5 protein-coding genes are annotated in these 20,146 nt (G+C 54.1%); 2 read left to right on the forward strand and 3 right to left on the reverse strand.

The window, feature by feature from the left end:
- Positions 1 to 6: 6 nt before the first annotated feature.
- On the reverse strand, positions 7 to 1,281 hold the full coding sequence (locus PSAB_RS12835) for a cation:dicarboxylate symporter family transporter (RefSeq protein ID WP_025334982.1): 1,275 nt from the start codon (positions 1,279 to 1,281) through the stop codon (positions 7 to 9).
- A 221-nt stretch (positions 1,282 to 1,502) separates the two neighbouring features.
- Between PSAB_RS12835 and PSAB_RS12840 the strand changes: the two genes are divergently transcribed.
- Positions 1,503 to 2,783 (forward strand): sensor histidine kinase, encoded by a 1,281-nt coding sequence (locus PSAB_RS12840; RefSeq protein WP_025334983.1) that lies wholly within the window; start codon positions 1,503 to 1,505, stop codon positions 2,781 to 2,783.
- A 4-nt stretch (positions 2,784 to 2,787) separates the two neighbouring features.
- Positions 2,788 to 3,714 carry a response regulator gene (locus PSAB_RS12845; protein ID WP_025334984.1) on the forward strand — a complete coding sequence of 309 codons (927 nt, stop codon included), beginning with the start codon at positions 2,788 to 2,790 and terminating at the stop codon, positions 3,712 to 3,714.
- A gap of 152 nt (positions 3,715 to 3,866) precedes the next feature.
- On the opposite strand, the gene PSAB_RS12850 is transcribed toward PSAB_RS12845, so the two are convergent.
- The gene (locus PSAB_RS12850) at positions 3,867 to 11,654 is read right to left on the reverse strand and encodes a SpvB/TcaC N-terminal domain-containing protein (RefSeq protein WP_025334985.1); all 7,788 of its coding nucleotides are present in this window, start codon (positions 11,652 to 11,654) and stop codon (positions 3,867 to 3,869) included.
- Positions 11,655 to 11,733: 79 nt separating this feature from the next.
- Positions 11,734 to 20,115, reverse strand: coding sequence for a Tc toxin subunit A-related protein (locus PSAB_RS12855; protein ID WP_025334986.1), 8,382 nt, complete (start codon positions 20,113 to 20,115; stop codon positions 11,734 to 11,736).
- Between the last annotated feature and the right edge of the window lie 31 nt (positions 20,116 to 20,146).

The following is a 20,146-nucleotide window of genomic DNA, read 5'->3' on the forward strand; positions in this document are numbered from 1 at the left end:
TTCAATTTAGGCGGCGTCTTGGGCGGATTGTCTGGACTTCAAATATTTCTTCGCTTTCTCGGCGTCAAATTTACCTTCCCATTTGGAAATGGCCACGGTGGCCAAGCTATTGCCCAGCACATTAACGACGGTCCGCGCCATATCCATAATCCGGTCGATACCGGCAATAAAGGCCAGTCCTTCCGGCGGAATCCCGACCGAACCAAGCGTTGCAAGGAGAACCACAAACGAGACGCCCGGTACGCCTGCGATCCCCTTGGAAGTGACCATTAATACTAGCATCAAAGTGATTTGGGCGCTCAGCGGCATGTCTATTCCGTACATTTGCGCAATGAACAGAGCCGCAAGAGCCTGATACAACGTAGACCCGTCCAGATTAAACGAATAGCCGGTGGGAACGACGAAAGAGGTAATCGCTTTGGGACAACCGAACTTTTCCATTTTCTCGATGATTTTGGGCATTACGGTCTCGGAACTTGCAGTGGAATAGGCAAGAATCAGCTCATCCTTAAGCAGCTTGATGATGGTAAAAATGCTTGTCCCGCACAGTTTGGCGATGATGCCGAGCACCACGATGATGAAGAACGCCATGGATAAGTAGACAGCGAATACAAGCTTACCCAGCGGGATAAGAGAAGCGATCCCGAATTTCGAAACGGTTACGCCGATCAGCGCAAACACGCCAAACGGAGCGAATTTCATAATTTGATTCGTGAGTTGGAACATGGCCTCCATGACCCCATGGAAAAACTGGAGCACCGGCTTGCCTTTATCTCCAATGGCAGCAACGCCAAGACCAAACATAACTGAGAAAAAGATGATCGCCAACATATCCCCTCTCGCGAGAGCATCGACAATATTGCTTGGAACGATGTTGACAAAGGTGTCGGCAAAGCTGTGGCTGCTCACTGCTTCCGCGGAATTCATGTATTTATGAACATCGCTTTTGGCCAGATGAGACATATCCACCCCCGAACCCGGATGCAGCAGATTGGCTGCGGCCAGTCCGACGATGATGGCAACAGTCGTCACAATTTCAAAATAGAGGATCGTTTTTCCGCCCAATTTGCCGAGCTGCTTAACACTCCCGGTTCCCGCCACGCCGACAATAAGCGAAGACACGACGATGGGAATGACGATCATTTTGATCAGCCGGATAAAGATATCGCCAATAGGCATTAGAAACTTTTCAATGGATGGATTTCCGTAAAACAATGCGCCTGCCGTAATCCCTAATGCAAGCCCGATCAGTATTTGCCAAGCAAGTCCTATTCTTTTCATTGAATCACACTCCTCAATTCGTCAAGATGTTATTATAGGTCACATTGATATTCACATCATAAACTTGTATCTACTTAAATCTACAAAAATGGACAATAACAAAATAAAATGATGTAATTTAAACTGACATCTTTAATAATTGCATAAAAGCAGCCCATTTGATGCTACAATATGAACCATCCTAATAAATATCATTTTTTCAGATTTGGAAGTGTTTCGTATTGAAAACCAATATCGCTGCATTTGTCCTTATGCTGATTGTAGTTCCCCTCGCCGGGGAGCTAAAATTCTTTCCTTTTCATGATGAATTTCGGGTAAGCCTGGGGATTCCCATATTTTTCTTTTTCCTGTTATGGCTTCAAAGAATCCCTCCTGCCTTATCCGGATTCCTGGTCGGCATTGCCGTTGTCGCCTTCCGCGTCTTGTTGGATTCCTTGATTCCAGGGGATGTTTCGTTCGAAACGCTGTATCTGAAGCATTTTCCGGCGTTCTTTTATTACCTGGCGTATGCGGCATTATTCCAGCTCCTACGGTTAAACCAGGTTCCTTACCGGCCGGTACGGGTCGGGGTTCTAAGCATCTTTACCGAAATCTTTGCCAATCTGGTTGAGTTCGCCGTTCGGCACACTAATGAAATGGGCCAGATCAATTTAGCGGTATTGGGCAAGCTGCTGGTCATCGCGGTCATTCGCAGTTTTTTTGTGCTCGGCTTCTTCAATCTCATTCAGTTGCGCCAGTCCGTTTTGGGCGAAGAGCAGCAACGCAAAGAAAAGGAACGTATTCTTCTGCTCGTGTCGAATTTATATGAAGAGTCAGTCCAGCTTAGAAAAACGATGCAATTCGCGGAAGATATTACTAGAGATGGCTATGAATTGTACCGTCAACTGCAGCAAGTTCATTCTCTGGATGAGCTGGGCCCTTTAGCGCGGAAAGCGCTCAGCCTCTCGGGACAGGTCCATGAAATCAAAAAAGACAACCAGCGAATCTACGCCGGACTTTCCGAGCTGATCGCAGACGAAGGAACGGCGGACTATATGGATCTTGCGGATATCACGCGGCTCATTGTCCGGACGAATGACAAATACGCGGCAGCTTTAGGCAAAACGATTCAATTTAACATCAAGGTGAATGATACGTTTCCTCCCCTGCATGTGTACACCCTGTTATCTTTAATGAACAACCTGGCGGCCAATGCGGTAGAAGCCATTTCCAGGGAAGGGGCCATTGCCATTTCAGCCCGCCGTACAGACGATAAGATTGAAATTCAGGTCCGCGATAACGGGCCGGGCATTCCAGATAAGAAAAAAAAGCGGGTCTTTACACCGGGATACACGTCAAAGTATGATATTTCGGGAAAACCCTCTACTGGAATGGGACTGTACTATATTCGGGAGGTCGTCACGGAGCTTCAGGGGGATATTGAATTGCAGGATGACCCGGAAACCGGAGAAACGGTATTTACTCTGCTGCTTCCGATCGATCCGTTAACCCAGAAAGGATGACAGCATGCGATTTTTTATCGTAGATGACGATGAGGGAGTTCGTTCCATGTTGGCTGACATCATTGAAGACTTCGGTCTTGGTGAAGTTGTCGGCGAACTGGAAGACGGCTCGAATCTAAGTCATGATCTGCTTGAACTGAAGAAAGTCGATATTCTGATGATTGATCTATTGATGCCGATTCGGGATGGAATCCAGACGGTTCGGGCAATTGGGCAGGATTTCAGCGGCAAAATCATTATGCTCTCGCAAATTGAATCAAAGGATATGATTGGGGAAGCCTACTCGCTTGGGGTCCAGTATTATATCACCAAACCGATTAATCGTCTGGAGATTCTGGAGATCATACGTAAAGTAATGGACCATCTGCGGTTGCAAAAGTCGATGAGCGATATCCAGAGAACGATTCAAGGATTGCAGATCGTAAGTTCGCCAAAGATCCAACGGACAGCGGACGCAGAGAACAAGATCGTGACATCCGGCCATTTTATGCTGTCAGAACTCGGAATGATCGGGGAAGCGGGAAGCAAAGACGTGTTAGAGATGCTGGAGGTTCTGTATCAGCTCGATTCGGAAACGGGTGAGACTTCCTTTACGTTTCCTTCACTTAAAGATATTTTTACAAGCATCGCCGCAAAAAAACTTGGTCACCGAGCATCCCCCGCTGAGCTGAACAAGGAAATCAAAGCCTCGGAGCAGCGGGTTCGCCGGGCCATTTTTCAAACGCTTACTCATGTGGCTTCTCTCGGCTTAACCGATTACTCGCATCCAAAATTCGAGAATTATGCTTCGAAATTTTTCGATTTCACTGAAATCCGCAAACGGATGCTGGAACTGCAAAATGAGGTAGAACCTTCCCAATCCCAGGTGCGGATCAACACGAAAAAATTTATCCAGGTGCTTTATGTGGAAACGAAACGATCGATGAGTTAATTAAACTTCCACCCTTCTCTATTAGGACATGTACGACCGTGAAACTGTAAATTCTTATCTTTCAAAAAAAATCCGCGCTCAGCGCGGATTTCTTTGGTTCATGGCGATACTCCTCTAATCAAATGTTACTCCTCTAATCAAATGTTACTCCTCTATTCAAATAACTCCGCCATCTTCCATCCGATGGTCTGCGTGTGGGCGGGTTTGGACGGATCGCTCCACAGCTTGGAAGCTGTCTCGTCAATGGCGGTCAATCCCTTGGAGAGATCCGCGCCAACCGCTTGCAGTCCGTCGTTGATCAACCCGCCTGCACCGTAGCCTGCCGAGAAGGCCATGCCGACAGGTCCGGCAAATCCGGCCAGACCGGCCACGGTATCGGCACTCTTTTGGAATCGCTCGCTGCCCGTTTGGGCTGTAGTGGCTGCGTAGGCGTCACCGGCAACCAACGCTGCGGCGACGACAGGCATCACTTTGCCTGCTTTTGAAGCGACTTTTGCCAGCGGTTCGAGCGCCTCGGCACCTTTTTTAAGTACACTTCCGGTCTTGGCTGCAAGCCCCGCTACGGGCTTCAAAGCGTCGGCCCCTTTCTCGATGGCTGAGCCCATTTTGGCGGCCAAGCCTTTGTTTTGCATCATTCTTTTCCATGTCTCCGTAAACATAGCCTCCATCTCATGCAAACGGTGATGACCGGTGCCTTTCACTCCTGCCTGGCCCGTCGTCATAATCAATCCGCTTGCATCCAGAGCATCATGAGGCATTTCTGCCAAACCTCCTCCAAAATGGTGAAGCTGAACGCCATCCATTGAGGTCCCGGCTTCTTTCGCCAGCTTGCCGAAGACGGTTCGAACCTTGGAGTAGGTTTCCCTCGCGTAATTGATCGCTGTTCCCTGCTGCCGGTTGGAGCCCATACCTTTCGTATTTTTCAAATGCTCCACTTTGTCGCGGAACAGCTTCATCAGTTCGTTCGGGGCTTTTCCCTGGAACTCCTTTCCGAGCACCTCGCTTACGGCCTTGCTCCATAAATCCCCCATCTTCTGATTGATCGGATCGCCCAGAAACCCGATGTTCACATTTGGCGGCTGCAGCTCGTTGGTTCCGTTCGGATCGATCAGCTTGACTGGATTGGATGATACATACTGGTACAAATTAGGCCCGTCAATCAACAGCTTCGGGTCGCAGCTAATCCAGCGCGTCAGCCAAGGTGCATAATATCTTGATCCGTGATAGTGTAGCCCGCTCTCTTCGTCCCGTTCTTTGCCGGTATACCGATACCGCTTGGGCGCCTCGTTCTGATTTCGGACCGACTGAAAGGATGTGCTTCCGTAGGGCGTAAACTCTTCATAGCTGATGATCTGCCCCGTATGATCCAGCTCCAGATGGGCGGAGCCGAGATGATTGCCGATTTGGTAACGGATAAGCCGGGCGGGCAGATCCTCCAGACCTTCCGTGCGCGTTTCGACCAAGGCCATTCGCTGTTTGCCGTCCATGATATGCAGGGATTCTCGCTCAAACTCGATCGTGCGCCCATCCCCCGCGAATTCACGGTAAATTTCAAAAGGACCCAGGTAAATGCGCTCCTTCCACCGGGTTGCCTGAGCCCCGGGAGCGGCATACCGTTCCGTTACCTTCCGCACCCGCTGACCGCCGGCATCGTACGTATACCACGTGATTTCGGGCGTGGCACCGCTATCCTCTGATACCGCCTGCCTTGATGTCGCCCGAAGCTGATCCAGCTCGTTCCACCGCATGAAGGGCAAATGGGGCATGGAGGTCATATTCCCGCGCAATCCGGCCGACCCTTCGTACTTGTAAAGCTCCGCTAACGCAGTGGTAGCCGTGCTGCTCAGCCGGTTGCTTACTTTGTCTTCCTGCAGGAGACTCTGCTCCTGATAAGTAAAACTCCGGGTCCATCCCGAGTGCACCAGATCACTGCCGCGATGCTGCATGCTGAGCAGATTGCCGACAGCATCGTACACATACCGTTCGATATAGGTTCCCATCGCATTTCCATCGGAAGGATGGGCATGCCGGGAATGAAATTCGCTCAAAGCATCCGGAGCGGTCGGACCGGCAGGCGAACCTCCAATCTGCCCGAGATGCTCTCTCCCCGCCGCTTCAACCAACCGGTTTAAAGCGTCATATGTGTAACGGGAGGTCGGCTCCACTCTCCGGTTAAGGAAAAAGAGGGCCTGCTGCGCATCGTCCCGTATGGACATGATATTACCGACAGGATCATAGGTGTAATGCAGATGCTGCAATTCACAGCCCGGCCAATCCGGCCGGGGCGGCTGCGGACAGTCCTCGGGAAAAATGAGCTTATCCCGAATGGTGCGCATCCGGATGAGACGAAACGTGAACGGATCATATTCGAGCCGGGATTGTACTCCGTTACCGTAGGAGATACAGGTGCGCTGACCTTTTGCATTGTAGTCAATGTTGGCCACAAAGGGGGTCCAAATGCGTTCCCCGTCCTGCTCCTCCCCGCGTAAATTGGCTTCCACAGTATTTAACAGATTGGCTTCATTATAAGTGGGGCGAATGATGCTGGAATCGGGAGCCGTGATCTGGATCGCCCGGTTCAGTGCGTCGTAACGGGTGCGAGTCTCATAGCTTTCCGCTTCCAGCAAGACATCCGAAGCCCAGTTCAGCGTCGTTTTATATTCGGCGGCAAGCTCCCGCCTGCTGCGGAGCAGATTTCCTTTAAAGTCGTACTCGCCGTTTCGGAGCAGCCCGGCTTGATCGTAAGACAGGACTTTTTTTCCGCGCTGATTGAAGCGTTCCGGTTCCGGCATAGACTCGCCATACACGATGCGGCCCGTCATAATCGGGGAACTGTCAACTGCGCTATGATAAGTTTCGATCGCGCGGCCCAGCACATCGTAAACCGTTCGGCTTTGTACGCCACCGCTGCTCCAAGTGCGGATCGGTCTTTTTCCTACGTCATACAGGGTCCACCGTTCTCCGGCCTCCATGCTCGATTCGGATATCGTGGTTCCGAGCATATCATAGGCGCTGCGCATTACGGCCCGCCCCGCGGCATCGATCACTTCCCGGATATTCCCTTCAATGTCGTATACCGTGCGGCTTTCGAAAAATTCTTCGTCCGGCGGCGCGTCTAGAGGTGAATCACTTCGTTTGCATCGGTTGTGCTCCACAGTAAGGAATGCGCGCCCAAGGGAATCGAAATAACGCGCCCCCGGCGTATTCGCATGCACGCTTGCTTTGACAGCCGCTTCCTGTTCATCGGGTCCAAGCAGTCCCTCGGCTCGCTGGCCGTACCAGGTAGGCAGGTACTCCGTCTCCGGCAATCGCCTGAAGTAATCCCCGGCATCCGAATCATTCGCGGGTTCCAGCAGCATCGTGTCGCTTCCATCCCAAGAGGTCTGCTTCCAAGGACCGTAAACCTCCTTCTTCCAAGTTCTATCCGGGTATAGCACGGCTGCGACACGGCCTGCCGGGTCATAGAAATTCACGGGACTCACTCCGATTTGGACATCACTATCAAAGCTGTGGGTGTCCGTGAAGAAAGGCTCGAATTGCCGGACAGGCTTTCCTTTATTGTTGTACACCGTCCACCCGGAACCTACCCAGCGGGGAAACACCTCTTCCGGACTCAGCACAGGCTGGCCGCCTGCCGTCAGGATCCGTCCCGACACCGGATCTCTTAAGGGGACCTGACCGGGTTCCGCCTGAATTTTCTTTTGGATCTCACGGCCAAAGCCGTCCGAATATAGAAAGCTGAAATGCAGGGCCGTTTGCTCACCTACCGCCAAATCGGAATCATGGGTCACCCGCGACAGGGTATATACGACAGGCGGCTCCGGAACGGACTGATCCCTGGTCCGCATATAAGCGAACCAATCATAGATGATGCGGCTTGTTGCTCTTTGGAGCACGGCATGGGGATTTACAAGCGGCGACTTCAACTGCATGATCGCCTCTGCTTGCGTTAACTCCGCCGCAAAGCCTTCAAGGGTATCCCCCTGCCTTGGCAGCTCCTCCGGCTTGCCCATGACGGCAGAACCTGAAACCATGCCGAGCGCATCATATACGACGGCCGAGCAGTTGCGGTTCGGGTCCATGACCAGCGCGGGCTTCAGCACACGGTAATCGTGACCGGACGGAACCGGCTCCATGGCCGGGTCCGTAGGCCTTAGCCCAACGGTCATGCGGCTGCCGAGCGGATCGCAGGTTTCCGTGACCAGCAAATCGTAGCGGTCATAGCGAATGATTGTCTCCGCGCTCCGCCCCTCCCGGTGGAGCGGGTCCCTAAAGCGCTGAGGAAGGAAGAAATGCGCTGAAGCATAGGCGAACTCCGCCTCCGGAGCATCTGATGGCTGAGGCGAGTAAAAGACTTGCTCTGACGGAATCCAGAAGCCGGACTCTCCCTCTAGCCGAACATAGCGCCCCTCGTCCAGAAGCACAGCTTCCTCGGCCCGCCCACCATATACTGATTCCAGTAATCCGGGGGTGAAAGCGAGCCGATAGCTGCCGTAAGGCAGCGCCAGGGCCTCAAGCTGCCCGGCAGGCAGCGGACCCGCCAAGTCGTCGCGGCGGTACAGCGTCTTCACGTGCTCGATCAGGCGCAAGGTTAATGCGTCCGGTGAAGAGCCGCTATCGGCCTCATAGTTGATCTGGACAGCGCTGGTCCATGCCGACTCCAGATCGACCAGTTGAAACCGGAGCTGGCCGCTCCACAGCTGCAATCCGGTCAACTCGTAGCTGCGCATTTCATTTGGGAGCGGGACACGATAATCATTGGCTTCGGCGACGAGAGTGGTGTACAGGTTATCAGTTAGCACCACCGTAATCTTGCTCTGTTCGATTTGATCCCGTGGCGCAAGCTCCGGGTCCGGCTGCCTGCGGCCGTAGCTTACGACAGCGAGCTTTGTTTCGTTCCCGTAGTCATCCGTTTCCATGACGATGGAATGAAGCGTTCGCGGATCTTGCGGATTCCGCTCATAGTGGAAGCTGATTTGTTCCCGGGAATGCGTAACAAATATCGCGGATTGATCCCCCTGCCGGGCTTGCAGCAGCTTAACCGTATAGTTATGCTCCGTGACGGTATAAGGATGGCTTTCCTTATCGGTGGCGTCCAAAGCATACACTTCCTGTCTCAGCAGCATACCTTTAAGCGCGCGGCAGGCTTCCCGCTCCTCTTCCGGCGCTAATCCGTCCGGCAGAACGGATTGTTCCAGAAGGAGCTGCCTCGCCCCGGCCTCCGTCATTTCCGGTTCGCGATAATACTCGTGTTCGGCGAAGTAGGCGCTCAGGCGGTAACGGTCCAGATAGGCGCCGGTATGATACCAGGAACGGGTCAGAACCGGGGGAACATGGGAATCATACGACTCGTTCGTTCCTTCGGGAAAGAAATCCGCATACCCTTCCAAGCTGCCGAAAGCTTCCGAGTCCCACTGCTCCACCAGCCCAAACCCCCGGAATTCCCGCTCGTATCCGTCAAAGTAACCGTGGCGGTAGGCATACCTTGTGGCAAAACGATTGCCGCTGATCCGGTCAAATGTCTCGACTTTTTCGACGACATGAACAGGAAAAGGCAGCTTTGTCACCCACGGCTTGCCTTCCCGCTGGTCGGCGAGATAAAACTTCGTGGATGAAGCATAATGAATCCGGGTCTCCGCCCCGAGATTGTTCGCTGTTCGAACGAGTAGCTGCGGCTTCTGCCCGCCGGTCAGGTCGATGTAACAGATCGGTCTGCCCATGGAACTTTCTAATGTGGACGACCAGACAAGGCAGGAGGTGCCATTGCCAAGCAGGTCGATAACGGAAACGGAAGCATGGCTGTGCACAGAAGGCAGCCCGGTAATGGCTCTTGGCCCGCTCCACCGATTGCCGGATTGATTGTAATAGACGTGGATATCATTCTGGCCCAGGTACAGAATATCGGTTAATCCCGAACCGTCGATATCCGCGAGACGAAGACGGTCCGGACGGAAAGTGTCAGGGTGATCGAACCATGGAGAATCGGCCATCGTAATTTTCGCGCCGAAACGCCCGTAGCCCAGATTGGGCCAATAGCAGATCTCTCCGTTTCGGATGCGCACAAGATCGGCGAGACCGTCTCCGCTCATATCCGCAAGGAAGACGGATTTCGTGCCGTCCGCTGTCACCAGACGGGGATCACTGTCCTGATCCGAATCGGGATAGACCTGCTCGGCTGCGCCAAACCCTTTCTTGGCAAGGGAAGGAGACCAGGTGAATACGTCTTCGCCCATCACAAGAAGGTCGGCATGCCCGTCACCGTCCAAATCGACGAAATGCAGGTTCGGGTCATCCCAGCGGAGGTTAGGCAGCTGGAGAAAAGGCTGGAACCGGCTCCACTCCCCCGACTCCGCACGTTCGTGGTAGCCGGGAGTCGGCCCGGAGAAAGCAACGGTCTCCAGACGGCCGTTGCCATCCAGATCCAGCAGTTGAAGCCTGCCCCCGGCAAGCTCTCCCATGGTTGGCTTCGAGGCCACCTTCCTCAAAGAGCCGAACTGTCCTTCCCCTTCATTCGGTTTGTAAAACCAGCCGCCCGCTTGCTCGGTTAAAATGCCCGAAATTCCCTCGCCCTCCAAATCCACCCACTGATAAGCTCCGCTTAATCCGGCAGGAAGGTTCTCCAGACTGCTCTCCGGAAGCTCCTGCAATTCGTCCTGAATGACTGCCCGGCTGTACTCCAATTCAATCGGCGGCAGAGATTTGCACAGATACGTATAAGGTCCGGCGGTTGTTTCCCGCTCTCCCGTTCCCTCCTCGCGAATATACCCGGATTGGGTTACCGTGCACAGGATGGAGCCGAAGCGGGTGCTTCCCGGATGCGAAAGCTCTTCTTCCGGCGATCGATGCGAACCTGTTGCGGATGCAGCAAGGTCATTGTATTCGAAGGTTGTGGAACGGACCAGGCAAGGCTCAGGTCCGAGCTCGTCGAAGCGGTGAAACATCAAGACCCGGCGGCATCTCCGGTACGTGCGGATTTCAAATCCTGCCCGGTAGGAGGAGGTCACATCCGGTCTCACGGACCATGCCCGCTCCGGCGTTACAGAAGCAACAACCATCCGTTCTTCCCCAAGCCCGGGAGACGCAGGTCCAATCTCATCAACATGGCCTTCGTCATAGTCGAAGACAACCTCAAACAACCAATCCGTCTTGGACAAATCCGGCTCTATAAGCCGTGAAGTCCGGTTTCCATACTTCACACGCTTCAGGTACCTGGCGGCTCCCCGCTCCCGGTTCCGCTCGCTGACTAATGTCAAATCCACGTTCCGGCTGTCTTCTTCCACATACTCGTAAACCATCGCGTTACCCTTGGAATCATAGCTTTCGCTGATGAGCCAGGAGTAAATGCGGTCTTCCGTTCCGGGCTCGGTGCTACGACTGGCCGATGTCTGCCCGTAAATCGCCGTGATATTGTCGCGGCTGATCGTTCGCCAATGCACCTGACCGTTGGACAAGTGCGTCCACCGCTCGATCCGGCTGAACAGACCCTCTGTACGCGGCCGATAATACCGGATACGATAATTGCCGTCCGTGGCGGCCGCTCCTTCCGGCGGTTCCTTCAGCGGAACAAGATCCTCCGCGCCGGACAGCAGAAACACATCCGAGTCTTCCGCATCGTTATATTGGGGCAGGCCTTTATCGGTCTTTCGCGTAATGGATGGCAGATTCAACTGCCAACCCAGCCCAAAAATGCCGTTTCCCGATCCGGAGCTGTAAGAAAGCTTCAAGTCCGGTTCAAAACCGGCTCTTCCGGGGCTGGTGTAGATCGGGATGCTGAAGGAGGCTGTTCCAGTCGCCGGCTGCACGGAGAACTTTTCGCCGATTCCCCGCATGGCTCCTCCGCCTTTTGGCATGGATATGGCAGGCGCCTTCAAGTCTCCTCCGGGTGGCTTCGGGGCGGATGAAGCGGGCGCGCTTCCCGGCGTGGCTGACAATCCTGACATGCAATCTCTCCTCTCCTATGAAACATGCGAAGCGGTCCATCAAGGTCCGCCTCGCATGTCTAATGGCTTCTGCAAGCAGTTATTTGGCTTTGTAATGAATGACAAGCCACAGATCTTCGATCATCTGGCTGCTGATCCGTTCATGAGTCACGCTGCCATCGGTAACTCTGACTCGGTAAGGCTCAGCCAGCCCGGCAATGTTCTCTTCCGCCGCGGCAATGGTCCACTCGCCTAGACCGGAAGCCGTTCCTTCCACTCTGTCATGCGGGACGCCGCAGAACGCCGGATCGCTCAACAGCTCGGCTGATAGCATATCCGACCGGCCCGGTGCATACAGCCCAAGGCGCAGCGGACTGCCATCTCCGTATGAACGCGCATCATCCTTCCACTTCACGAACAGCTCCACATCCGAGATCTCGACCATTTTCCCTCTTTGCCGGTATGGAAGCATTTGATCGGCAAGCCCGATCTCCAAGCGTTGGCCGTCCTGCGCTTCCGCCGGGTGAACAAAGCGGTGCCATTCCGACGGGAACTGGGTTCTGCAGGACAACAGCAGCACGCGGTTATCCTGCAAGGAAGCCTCGACCACTTCATTCATTACGGCCGTCTTCAGCACTTCTCCGCCTTCTCTTGCCGTGTATCTGATATGAAGGACTACATCGGCAATCGTGTCGGTGTCAAAGCTGTTGCATGCCTTCGGCAGCACAAGCTTCCAGCGGCTGACCGCTCCGGCGCCTTCAAACGGGAGATATCGCTCATCCCGGAGATTCGTTTCAAACATGCCGCTGTCATTTTGGGCGCCGCTCGTTGTAATGGCTTGATTGATCCCGTATTGATCCAGGAATCGTCCATCCTCGGCCGATTGCCGTTCATACTTCCCGCCCAGCAGTTGGGCGCTCTTGCGGATAGAACTCTGGAGCAGGGTCAACGTACAGTTGACGCTGGTGTAAGGACCGGTCACGCAAGGAATGGACACGCCGACGGACTTGATTCTTCTCATGTAATGACCGGGATAATCCATGTCGAGAAGCCGTTCCGGCAGCTCGATCAGACATTCGCCGGTCTCTTTCAGCCGGGCCAAAGCGAGCGGATCAAGAAGGGCAACCGATACATGCTTCGTGATCTCATATTCGCGCTTGTTCATCTCCAGATAGGCCAAGCTGAGACGCTTCAAATCGCCCATCAGCCGTTCGCCCGCCAGGAGGCCTTTTTTCATGCTGTCCCAGTGGCCGAACTTGATATAGGTTTTATCCGTGCCGAGCTCGAATTGGAACGCCCGTTCCGCACGCTTCGCCGTATCGTAGGCAAACTGGTAGCTCTGGAAAAACAACGCCGAGGTCTGGGCAACCATCCAGTCATACAGCTCCGAATTGGTAAATTTGCTCTGCATCGCCTTATGCACTTCCATCGTATTGCGCGCTTGAAGCTCTTGATTCTTAAGCTCCTTTTCCGTAACGGACAACCGGATTTCCGCAGCGAGGATCTGCTTTTCCAGCTGCGCGAGCTCCATCTTGGCCATTTGGGCTTGATGCTTCCATTCCATATTGCGCCGCTCGTACCCGGCAAGGGTTCCGCTGCGTCCGGCTTTATAGTTGTCCTGATTGGATAAATGATTCAGGTAGCGGGCGTAAGCCTGCAGGCCGGTTGAAATGTTGACTCCTCCGAGCTGTGCCGTAAGGACAGGACTCGCGACGCCGGACATTCCGATCGTGACGTTCGGAATTTGGGAAGCGAGCTGTGCGGCGATTTCATAATGCATGATTTGCTCGGACCGCTTATTGGCCTCCTCCAACTTGTGCAATTGGTCATCTTCAAGCTGAATGGTGTAGGGCTGATTCACATAGTACAGTTCTCTCTCCCTCACCATCTCCCGCTGGCGGTACAGCGCTTCGAGCGCCTCCCGGCTCTCCGCCGCCTGCTTCCGCTTGATATCGATGACCGCTTGATGCAGGGAAACCTCATGGCTGGAACGGAGAACCGCCAGCTTCTCCGAGTCCCGCTTCTCCAGAGCGGCCAGCAGCGACGAGCCAAAAGCCTTCACTTCCCCGCACAGCTCTTCCGCCTTATGCGCCATGGTCTGGTACCGGTACCCAGGCAGCTTGGCGTTCACTTCCTCAATCACGCTGCCGACGTCCAGCCCGGCCGCCGCTGCCCGGGTCAACATCCCGGGGTCCACAGGCGCCTGGAACAAGGACAGCTGTCTGACTGTTCCGTCAATGCTCATACTGTTGCGGATTTTGTAGAGCCTGTCGGCAACGGTATCCCAATAACCCAGCAATTTGTCGTTCGGCGGGATGCTGAAATACAAGGCGCTTCCCAGCGATAGCAGTCCGGCGTCCAAGCGGTTCCCGCTTAATACATATGCAGCGCTAGGCATCCAATTCTCCAACTGGACAAGCGCATTGGAGAACGAATCCAGTTCAGGCTGCAGGTCTGTAAAGGATTTGCTCTCCATCCGGGAGCGGGTGCTTCCAACGCGCGGTCGTTCGCCGAGCAGCTCCTGCGCAAGTAGATACAGCTGCGTCGCCTCGTTAATCGCTTCAATCGTATCTTGACGGAACAGCTGGTCAGCCCAGGCGATCAAGTTATCCAGGTACTTCATAACCACGAGCTTCTGGTAAGAAGAAATCCGGATGCGGGCAATCAAATGTGGGTTGAACGGATTGCTCTTCCAAGCGGCAATCAGCTTCTCGAACTCCAGCTTCCGGTTCAGCGTCTCCGGGTCCGTCCCCTCATAGTGGAGCAGCATCATATACTCCAACAGCGTTGTCGCAGCGTCATTTTGCCGGAACGGAAGCAGCTTCCAGTATCCTTTGGTCTCAGGTGAAGAATCCGTCGGGTCAAAGATGTAGTGGAACCACCGCTGGGCCTCTTCAAACTGCTGATTTTTGCTGAGCCGGTCGGCCAGAAGCAATGGCGTATGGAAAAAGATTTCCCAGTTATATACGGAGTATGGTCCATACACGGAAAAATCCACATTTTCCTTCGGAAACGGACGGCTGACGCACCCGGTAAAACCGTACTCGTTCGGCTCGGTCAACGGCTGGTACTCCGCTTCAAAGAATTCATTCTCCATGCTCTGCGTTTGCGGGCTCAGCAGGCCGTTAATCCCCACATTGTTCAGCTTCTCCACGAAGGCGGTTACGTAAGGGTGAAATGCCGTGTGGAACAAAAGATAGCTACCCCCATAGGGCGAAGTCAGCGAGAGTCCGGACCCGGCCGTCATCAGCCTGTTATATTCGAGCAAGGACGATTTATAAGGCGTTGACGTCACGAACAGCACGCGCTTCGCATCCTGATAGAAGAAGGGACGACTGCCGTCAAACCACCGGTTGTTTTGGGGGAAGACGATTTTGAAAGAGTCGCTGTAATAGATCATATCCTCCCTGTGATATTCGCCGTTATTGTCATCGATGGGAATGACCGCACGGCCCGACCCTTTGTTAAAGGGGCTGATGGCATTGTTGTATACATCCGTAGCATCCGGTAGAGGGAATGGTTTCCCCAGTAAGCCGGAATACACCGGATACACGTTCACACGGCCATCCGGGTTGTTCAGCTTAAAATAGAACAGCGTTGAATACAGGTTATATCCGTTATAGTGGATGATGGCTTCAATAATTAAGCTGTTCTCCTCGTCAATATAGGAGTGAAACGCGATATTTTCCTTATTGTAGCGCTGCGTCATATCCAGATTGGCATTCGTCACCGTCTTGGGGGACCAGCTTCCAAAGCGGTATTCGCTCCACGCCAGCCCGACCTGCAGGAACTTTTGCGGCTTCTCCCCCGATGGGCTTAACACATCCGGCGTTTTGGCCACTTCCTTGAAGATCGGCCAGAAGAGATAGAGCCGGCTTTTGTACAGAACGGGAATCAGATGCTCTCCTTCAATGTCCGTGTCGACCTTCTCCCATGCGGTCCATGTCAGGCCATTCTCAAACCGGCGGTAGTAGTAAATATGCGGGCTGTTCTGCGTCCGTCCGAACACATGAAGGATATCGGTGAATATCCCGTTTCCGTGATCCTCGTATTGATGGTACATGGCGGCGATATCGAGCCTTGACACCCGGTCCAGCTTCTCCATGTAGTTCATAAAGGAGGCTTCCGCGCGCTCGAGCTTCGCTTCGTTTTCCATGAACTCTTTTTGCAGCTCGGTGAAAAAAGGAGACTTATTGTCGCGCAGCTCCGGCTCCAGCCAGTTCTCCGGATACAGGAATATCTTCCGGTTGGCTTCCCAGATCCGGTAATTCCGGATTTTCTTCCAGTCTTCCGCAGCCTCGTGCGACAGGTGAACCTCCGGCTCCAGATTCATCAGGCAGCGCTGCACAAACAGCTGTACCGATGAGATCGCCTGCTTGATCCGGGAGGTTTCCTGGATGGGGCCCATTTCTACGTCGATGAGAAAGTAAGCGAATAAATCCTCGGTCCGTTTGGTGTAATAAAAATCATGCTTGAGATACGCGGTCAACGCTGAACGCTGCTGTTCGCGCAAGCGGTTTTTCAGCGATTTAGCAACGGACAGCCATTGCTGCTCGTCGTACTTCGCTTTCAGTGCCCGCCTGATGCTCAGGGTCTCGTACTCGCTTATACCGGAGACCGTCCATCTCTTCGCTTCGACAACAGGAACATTGAGCCGCTGCATCAGCGATAGCCCTTCCGCTAGTCTCAGGAGCCACCGTTCATCCCGGTAATCCTGCGGGTATTTCAGGTGGAGCAGATGCAGCCCCGCCCATAGCTTGATGTCGTCCGTCTTCCAGCCCGTAAGCTCGGCCAAGTCCGCGAACAGCTCTTCCGGGACCCCCAGCTCCGTTGAACGGCTGTCTACCAGCTTGAACAATTCCGTCCAGCGGCTGCTGCCGGAGGCGTAACGATCCCGCCAGTCGATGAGCAGCTTGATTCTGGCGATTGAACCGCCGTCTATGAACAGCAGTTCCGTAGGCTCTGCCGGAAGTGCGTCCCAATCGGGCCAACCGGGGCTGCCGGACTTCGCGATGAAGAAACACATTTCTTCATCCTGAAGCCCGAGCTTTGCGGCCAAGGAGGCGGCTTTCGCCAGCTTCACGACCGACTGGAACAACCGGGGGAAGCCTTCCAGGGTTACCGGTCCCATACTTCCTATGAATGCCGGGTCCAGAAAAGCTTCCAGCAGAGGGATTTCGGGAGCCGAGGGAACCGTCAGGCAATCCGTTATCAGCTTAAGGATTAGCCCGGCATTCAGCTTCGTAAATTCGCTGAGCCGTCTGGTCACAGCCGATTGACTTAACGCTTCCACACTCGCGGCGGAATCGGCTTCTCCCGCAATTTCGCTCAGTTCGCTGCGGAGAGCTGTCAGTAGTTCCGCAATCTCCGGATCGAAAGGCGATCCTTCTTTTCCTTCGTGACGGAGAATGTACAGCAGCTCTCCAGCTGAAAAGCCCGCCTCTAACACATGGCGGCACAGATTGGCAAACCTCGCCGTGTTTTGAACGCTGGAGACGCCTCCGGTAAATGGCGACGCCGGAATAAGCTTGATCCAGCCCGTGTAATCGGCGATGGAAATTCCCAGCGCCTTGGCCAGCCCGGTATGGGCGTATAGCAGCGACAGATTGCCAAGCGTCAGCCGGTCGTCCGGCAGGCAGGCGGCTATAAGTGAGCGAAGCTCATCGCCGGTCAAATGGAAGGCGGCAAGCAGCGTTGATTGATGTTCCTCCAGGTAGCCGGTCGTATCGGCCAATTCGTCACGTTCCGGCTCCCGCAGAAGGAAGGCCGAATCGACCTGCTGGGACACCGTCTTATTCAGGAATAAGCGTTGATAAAGGCTGACGGATTGCCCATAAGCCGGGGTAGTCTCGATTTTACCCCACCAATAGACCAGCGACTGCGCGGGAACCTGAAGTTCGTCCGCCAAGCGGATCACTTCAGACAGCCTGATGATAAAGCTCTCATCCAATAATTGTCCGCCAAGCGCGGATATTAAATGGTTCAGCTGGCTGATCGACCAGTTCTTGAGCTTGCGGAGCAGCCGGACGAACCGGTGAATGCGGTCAAGCGCCCCTTCGGACAGGTTCAGCACGGCTGCCGATTGAACCGAACAAGTGGACGGGGCTATATCGAGGCTTAGCTCGCCTGTGGGGTTAATATAGGAAGCGCCAAGCAGCTCTTCCAGCTCCGCAAAGGACAACCCCGTCCGTTCCAATAACAGCGGTGCTCTGCTCATCGCCTGAACCCAAGTTTCAAGCCCGACATTGCTCTCCGCAAAACCATACATATAATGGAGCGGCTTGCCCTCGGGACGAAGCCCTGTGATAATGCTGCAATCCGCAGGATTGAGCTTCAGCGTTTCAACCGAGATAGCCAGCTCCGTCCCGGGGATTTCCGCGGATGCGTTCAAGGGTCGGAAGGCTTCCATCAGCTTCACGCGGGTCACATTCATTTGCTCCAAATAGGTACGGGCTTCTTCATGCCACAGGGAAAACGGCAGCAGGAACGGGTACACCTTCTGAGACAGCCGGTTATAAGCGCCGGCATTCACATGCTCCGGCTGGGCGCCGAGCTCTTCGCTGGTACCGGTTGTCTGGGTCACTGGAACGGCCGTTTCCGGTGATACGGCATTCTCCAGCAGCTCATTAACCAAATCGATATAGGGCAGCGTAATATTCGTATTCTCGCAGGACAATTCCAGTTGCCCGATATCCGGACGGCGTCCAAGGAGCGTTTGAAGAGCTGTCCCCCCTGTCACAGATGGCGTCTTGGACAGCATTTGAAGCAGATCGACCAGATAGGCCGCCGGACTGTACACGGTACGGCAATGCTCGCAATCGCACCATTCCAGCTCTCCGAACATCTCGCTCCAATCCGGAAGCGATGCCGTCAAGGCCATGGCCTCCGCCGAATTGGCCGTTGTGGCGCTGAATTGCACCGACCGTGCCGCTTCCTGGATCTGCCCGAACACAGCCAAAGCCGTAGAGCTTATGGATACCGCTTTGTTGTAAATCTCTCCGGCGGCACTCTCTCCGCCAACCTTATCCGCATAACCGGATACAAAAGACTCCCTGTTAAACCCGGCAATCCCGAGCGAAGAGTGAATCCCATCCTCCAAGAGCGTCTTCATCGGAGCATAGGAGGACGTCAGCCGAAAGATGCGCTGCATGCTTTTCAATCGGTTAGTCAAACGGCCGGCCGGTACAGGTCCGCTCTGTTCCGTAATGCCCCGCTGCTGCTCTCCACTCTTCGACTGCTTCAAGAACGTATCCACGGACGAAGTCTTCAAATCAAAATCCGGGTGGTCATGCAGGAATTCCAGCACTTCATCCCGCAGCTCAAAATTGCCGTCTGCCTTCAGATTTCGTATTACAGCCTGTGTGGGGAATACTTGATCCAAGACCTGGATGACTGCTGCAGCCGTATGCGGAACAGCCGGCTTTGTCCTGACGGCACGCTCTGCATGAACCGCTTCGATTTCCTCCCGATCGAGCAGTTCTTGCCATTCTTCCTCATTCCACAAGGCAAGCTCACGCAGATCGGCCAAATGGTCTGAATTTTCCCCATCCATCTTGCTCAATATGGCGTTCACCAAAGACAAATCACCCTGCGTCAACTCCTTCAGCTGCAGGATCAGCCGAATTCGGGCTGCATGACCGGACATTTCGGGATCTTCTTTGAGCAGGCGCCATAATGTTACCGGGTCGCCTGTGTGTCCGAGGACCAGCTCACGGAGTCTGTTTTGCGCTGCATTGTCTAATGCAGCCGCCTTCAGAAATTCACCGATTCCGCCCTCCATCACCCCTGACCTTAGTGATTGGCCCGCTTCCGCGCCGGATAACAGAAGCTCCGGCAGTCTCTCAAGAAACGGAGGGATCGCTTCTTTAGACAATGGCGGGATCAAGCCCTCATCCTCCGCCGATTCCAGTGCTGCGCGCAGCTTCTCTCCCGGAATGGATAAGAGTCTGGACAGCTCCAAAGGAATCTCTCGCCGGGATAAACCGTAGAGCAGCGTCTCCGGAAGGCCAAGTTCCTTGGACGCGGTCCATGCCCGAACATAATGACGGATCGGTTCCGGCTCGATTTTGCTTTCTTTTGACAAATACAGAAGGTCCTCTTCGCTCAGGCTGCCCGGCTGCTCATTGTGGAGAAGTTCCGACAAGCTGCTCAAGAGCTGTTCATACTCCGACTGCCCCTCATCAAGCTTAAGTTCGACGGTTAGATTTACGACTTCCTCCGGCCCTGCCTGAATAAGAACCTGGGATTCGGCTCTGTGCCGGCCGTCAGTTCCAACCAACCGGATCAGGAGATTGACATTGCTGCCAGGAGGTGATGGGTAGAAGATCTCGTAATGCCCCTCATCGTCCGTGAAGCCTTCTCCGAGCTTGCTTTCGCTTCTGAATTTCTTGTTATACGCGGCCACTTTGACATGCTTTGCGGGTTTTCCGTTTGTCAGTTGGATGATGCCTCTGATGGTACATACATTCGTGAGAATCTCCATATGGGCTATAAATCCTCCTTCGTTAAACGTT

The sequence above is a fragment of the Paenibacillus sabinae T27 genome, from assembly GCF_000612505.1.
GTDB classification, from domain to species: Bacteria; Bacillota; Bacilli; order Paenibacillales; family Paenibacillaceae; genus Paenibacillus_AQ; species Paenibacillus_AQ sabinae.

Excerpts from the sequence above, each read along its gene's own strand:
- PSAB_RS12835 (WP_025334982.1), bottom strand. The coding sequence starts at position 1,281 with ATGAAAAGAATAGGACTTGCTTGGCAAATACTGATCGGGCTTGCATTA.
- PSAB_RS12845 (WP_025334984.1), top strand. The coding sequence starts at position 2,788 with ATGCGATTTTTTATCGTAGATGACGATGAGGGAGTTCGTTCCATGTTG.
- PSAB_RS12850 (WP_025334985.1), bottom strand. The coding sequence starts at position 11,654 with ATGTCAGGATTGTCAGCCACGCCGGGAAGCGCGCCCGCTTCATCCGCC.
- PSAB_RS12855 (WP_025334986.1), bottom strand. The coding sequence starts at position 20,115 with ATGGAGATTCTCACGAATGTATGTACCATCAGAGGCATCATCCAACTG.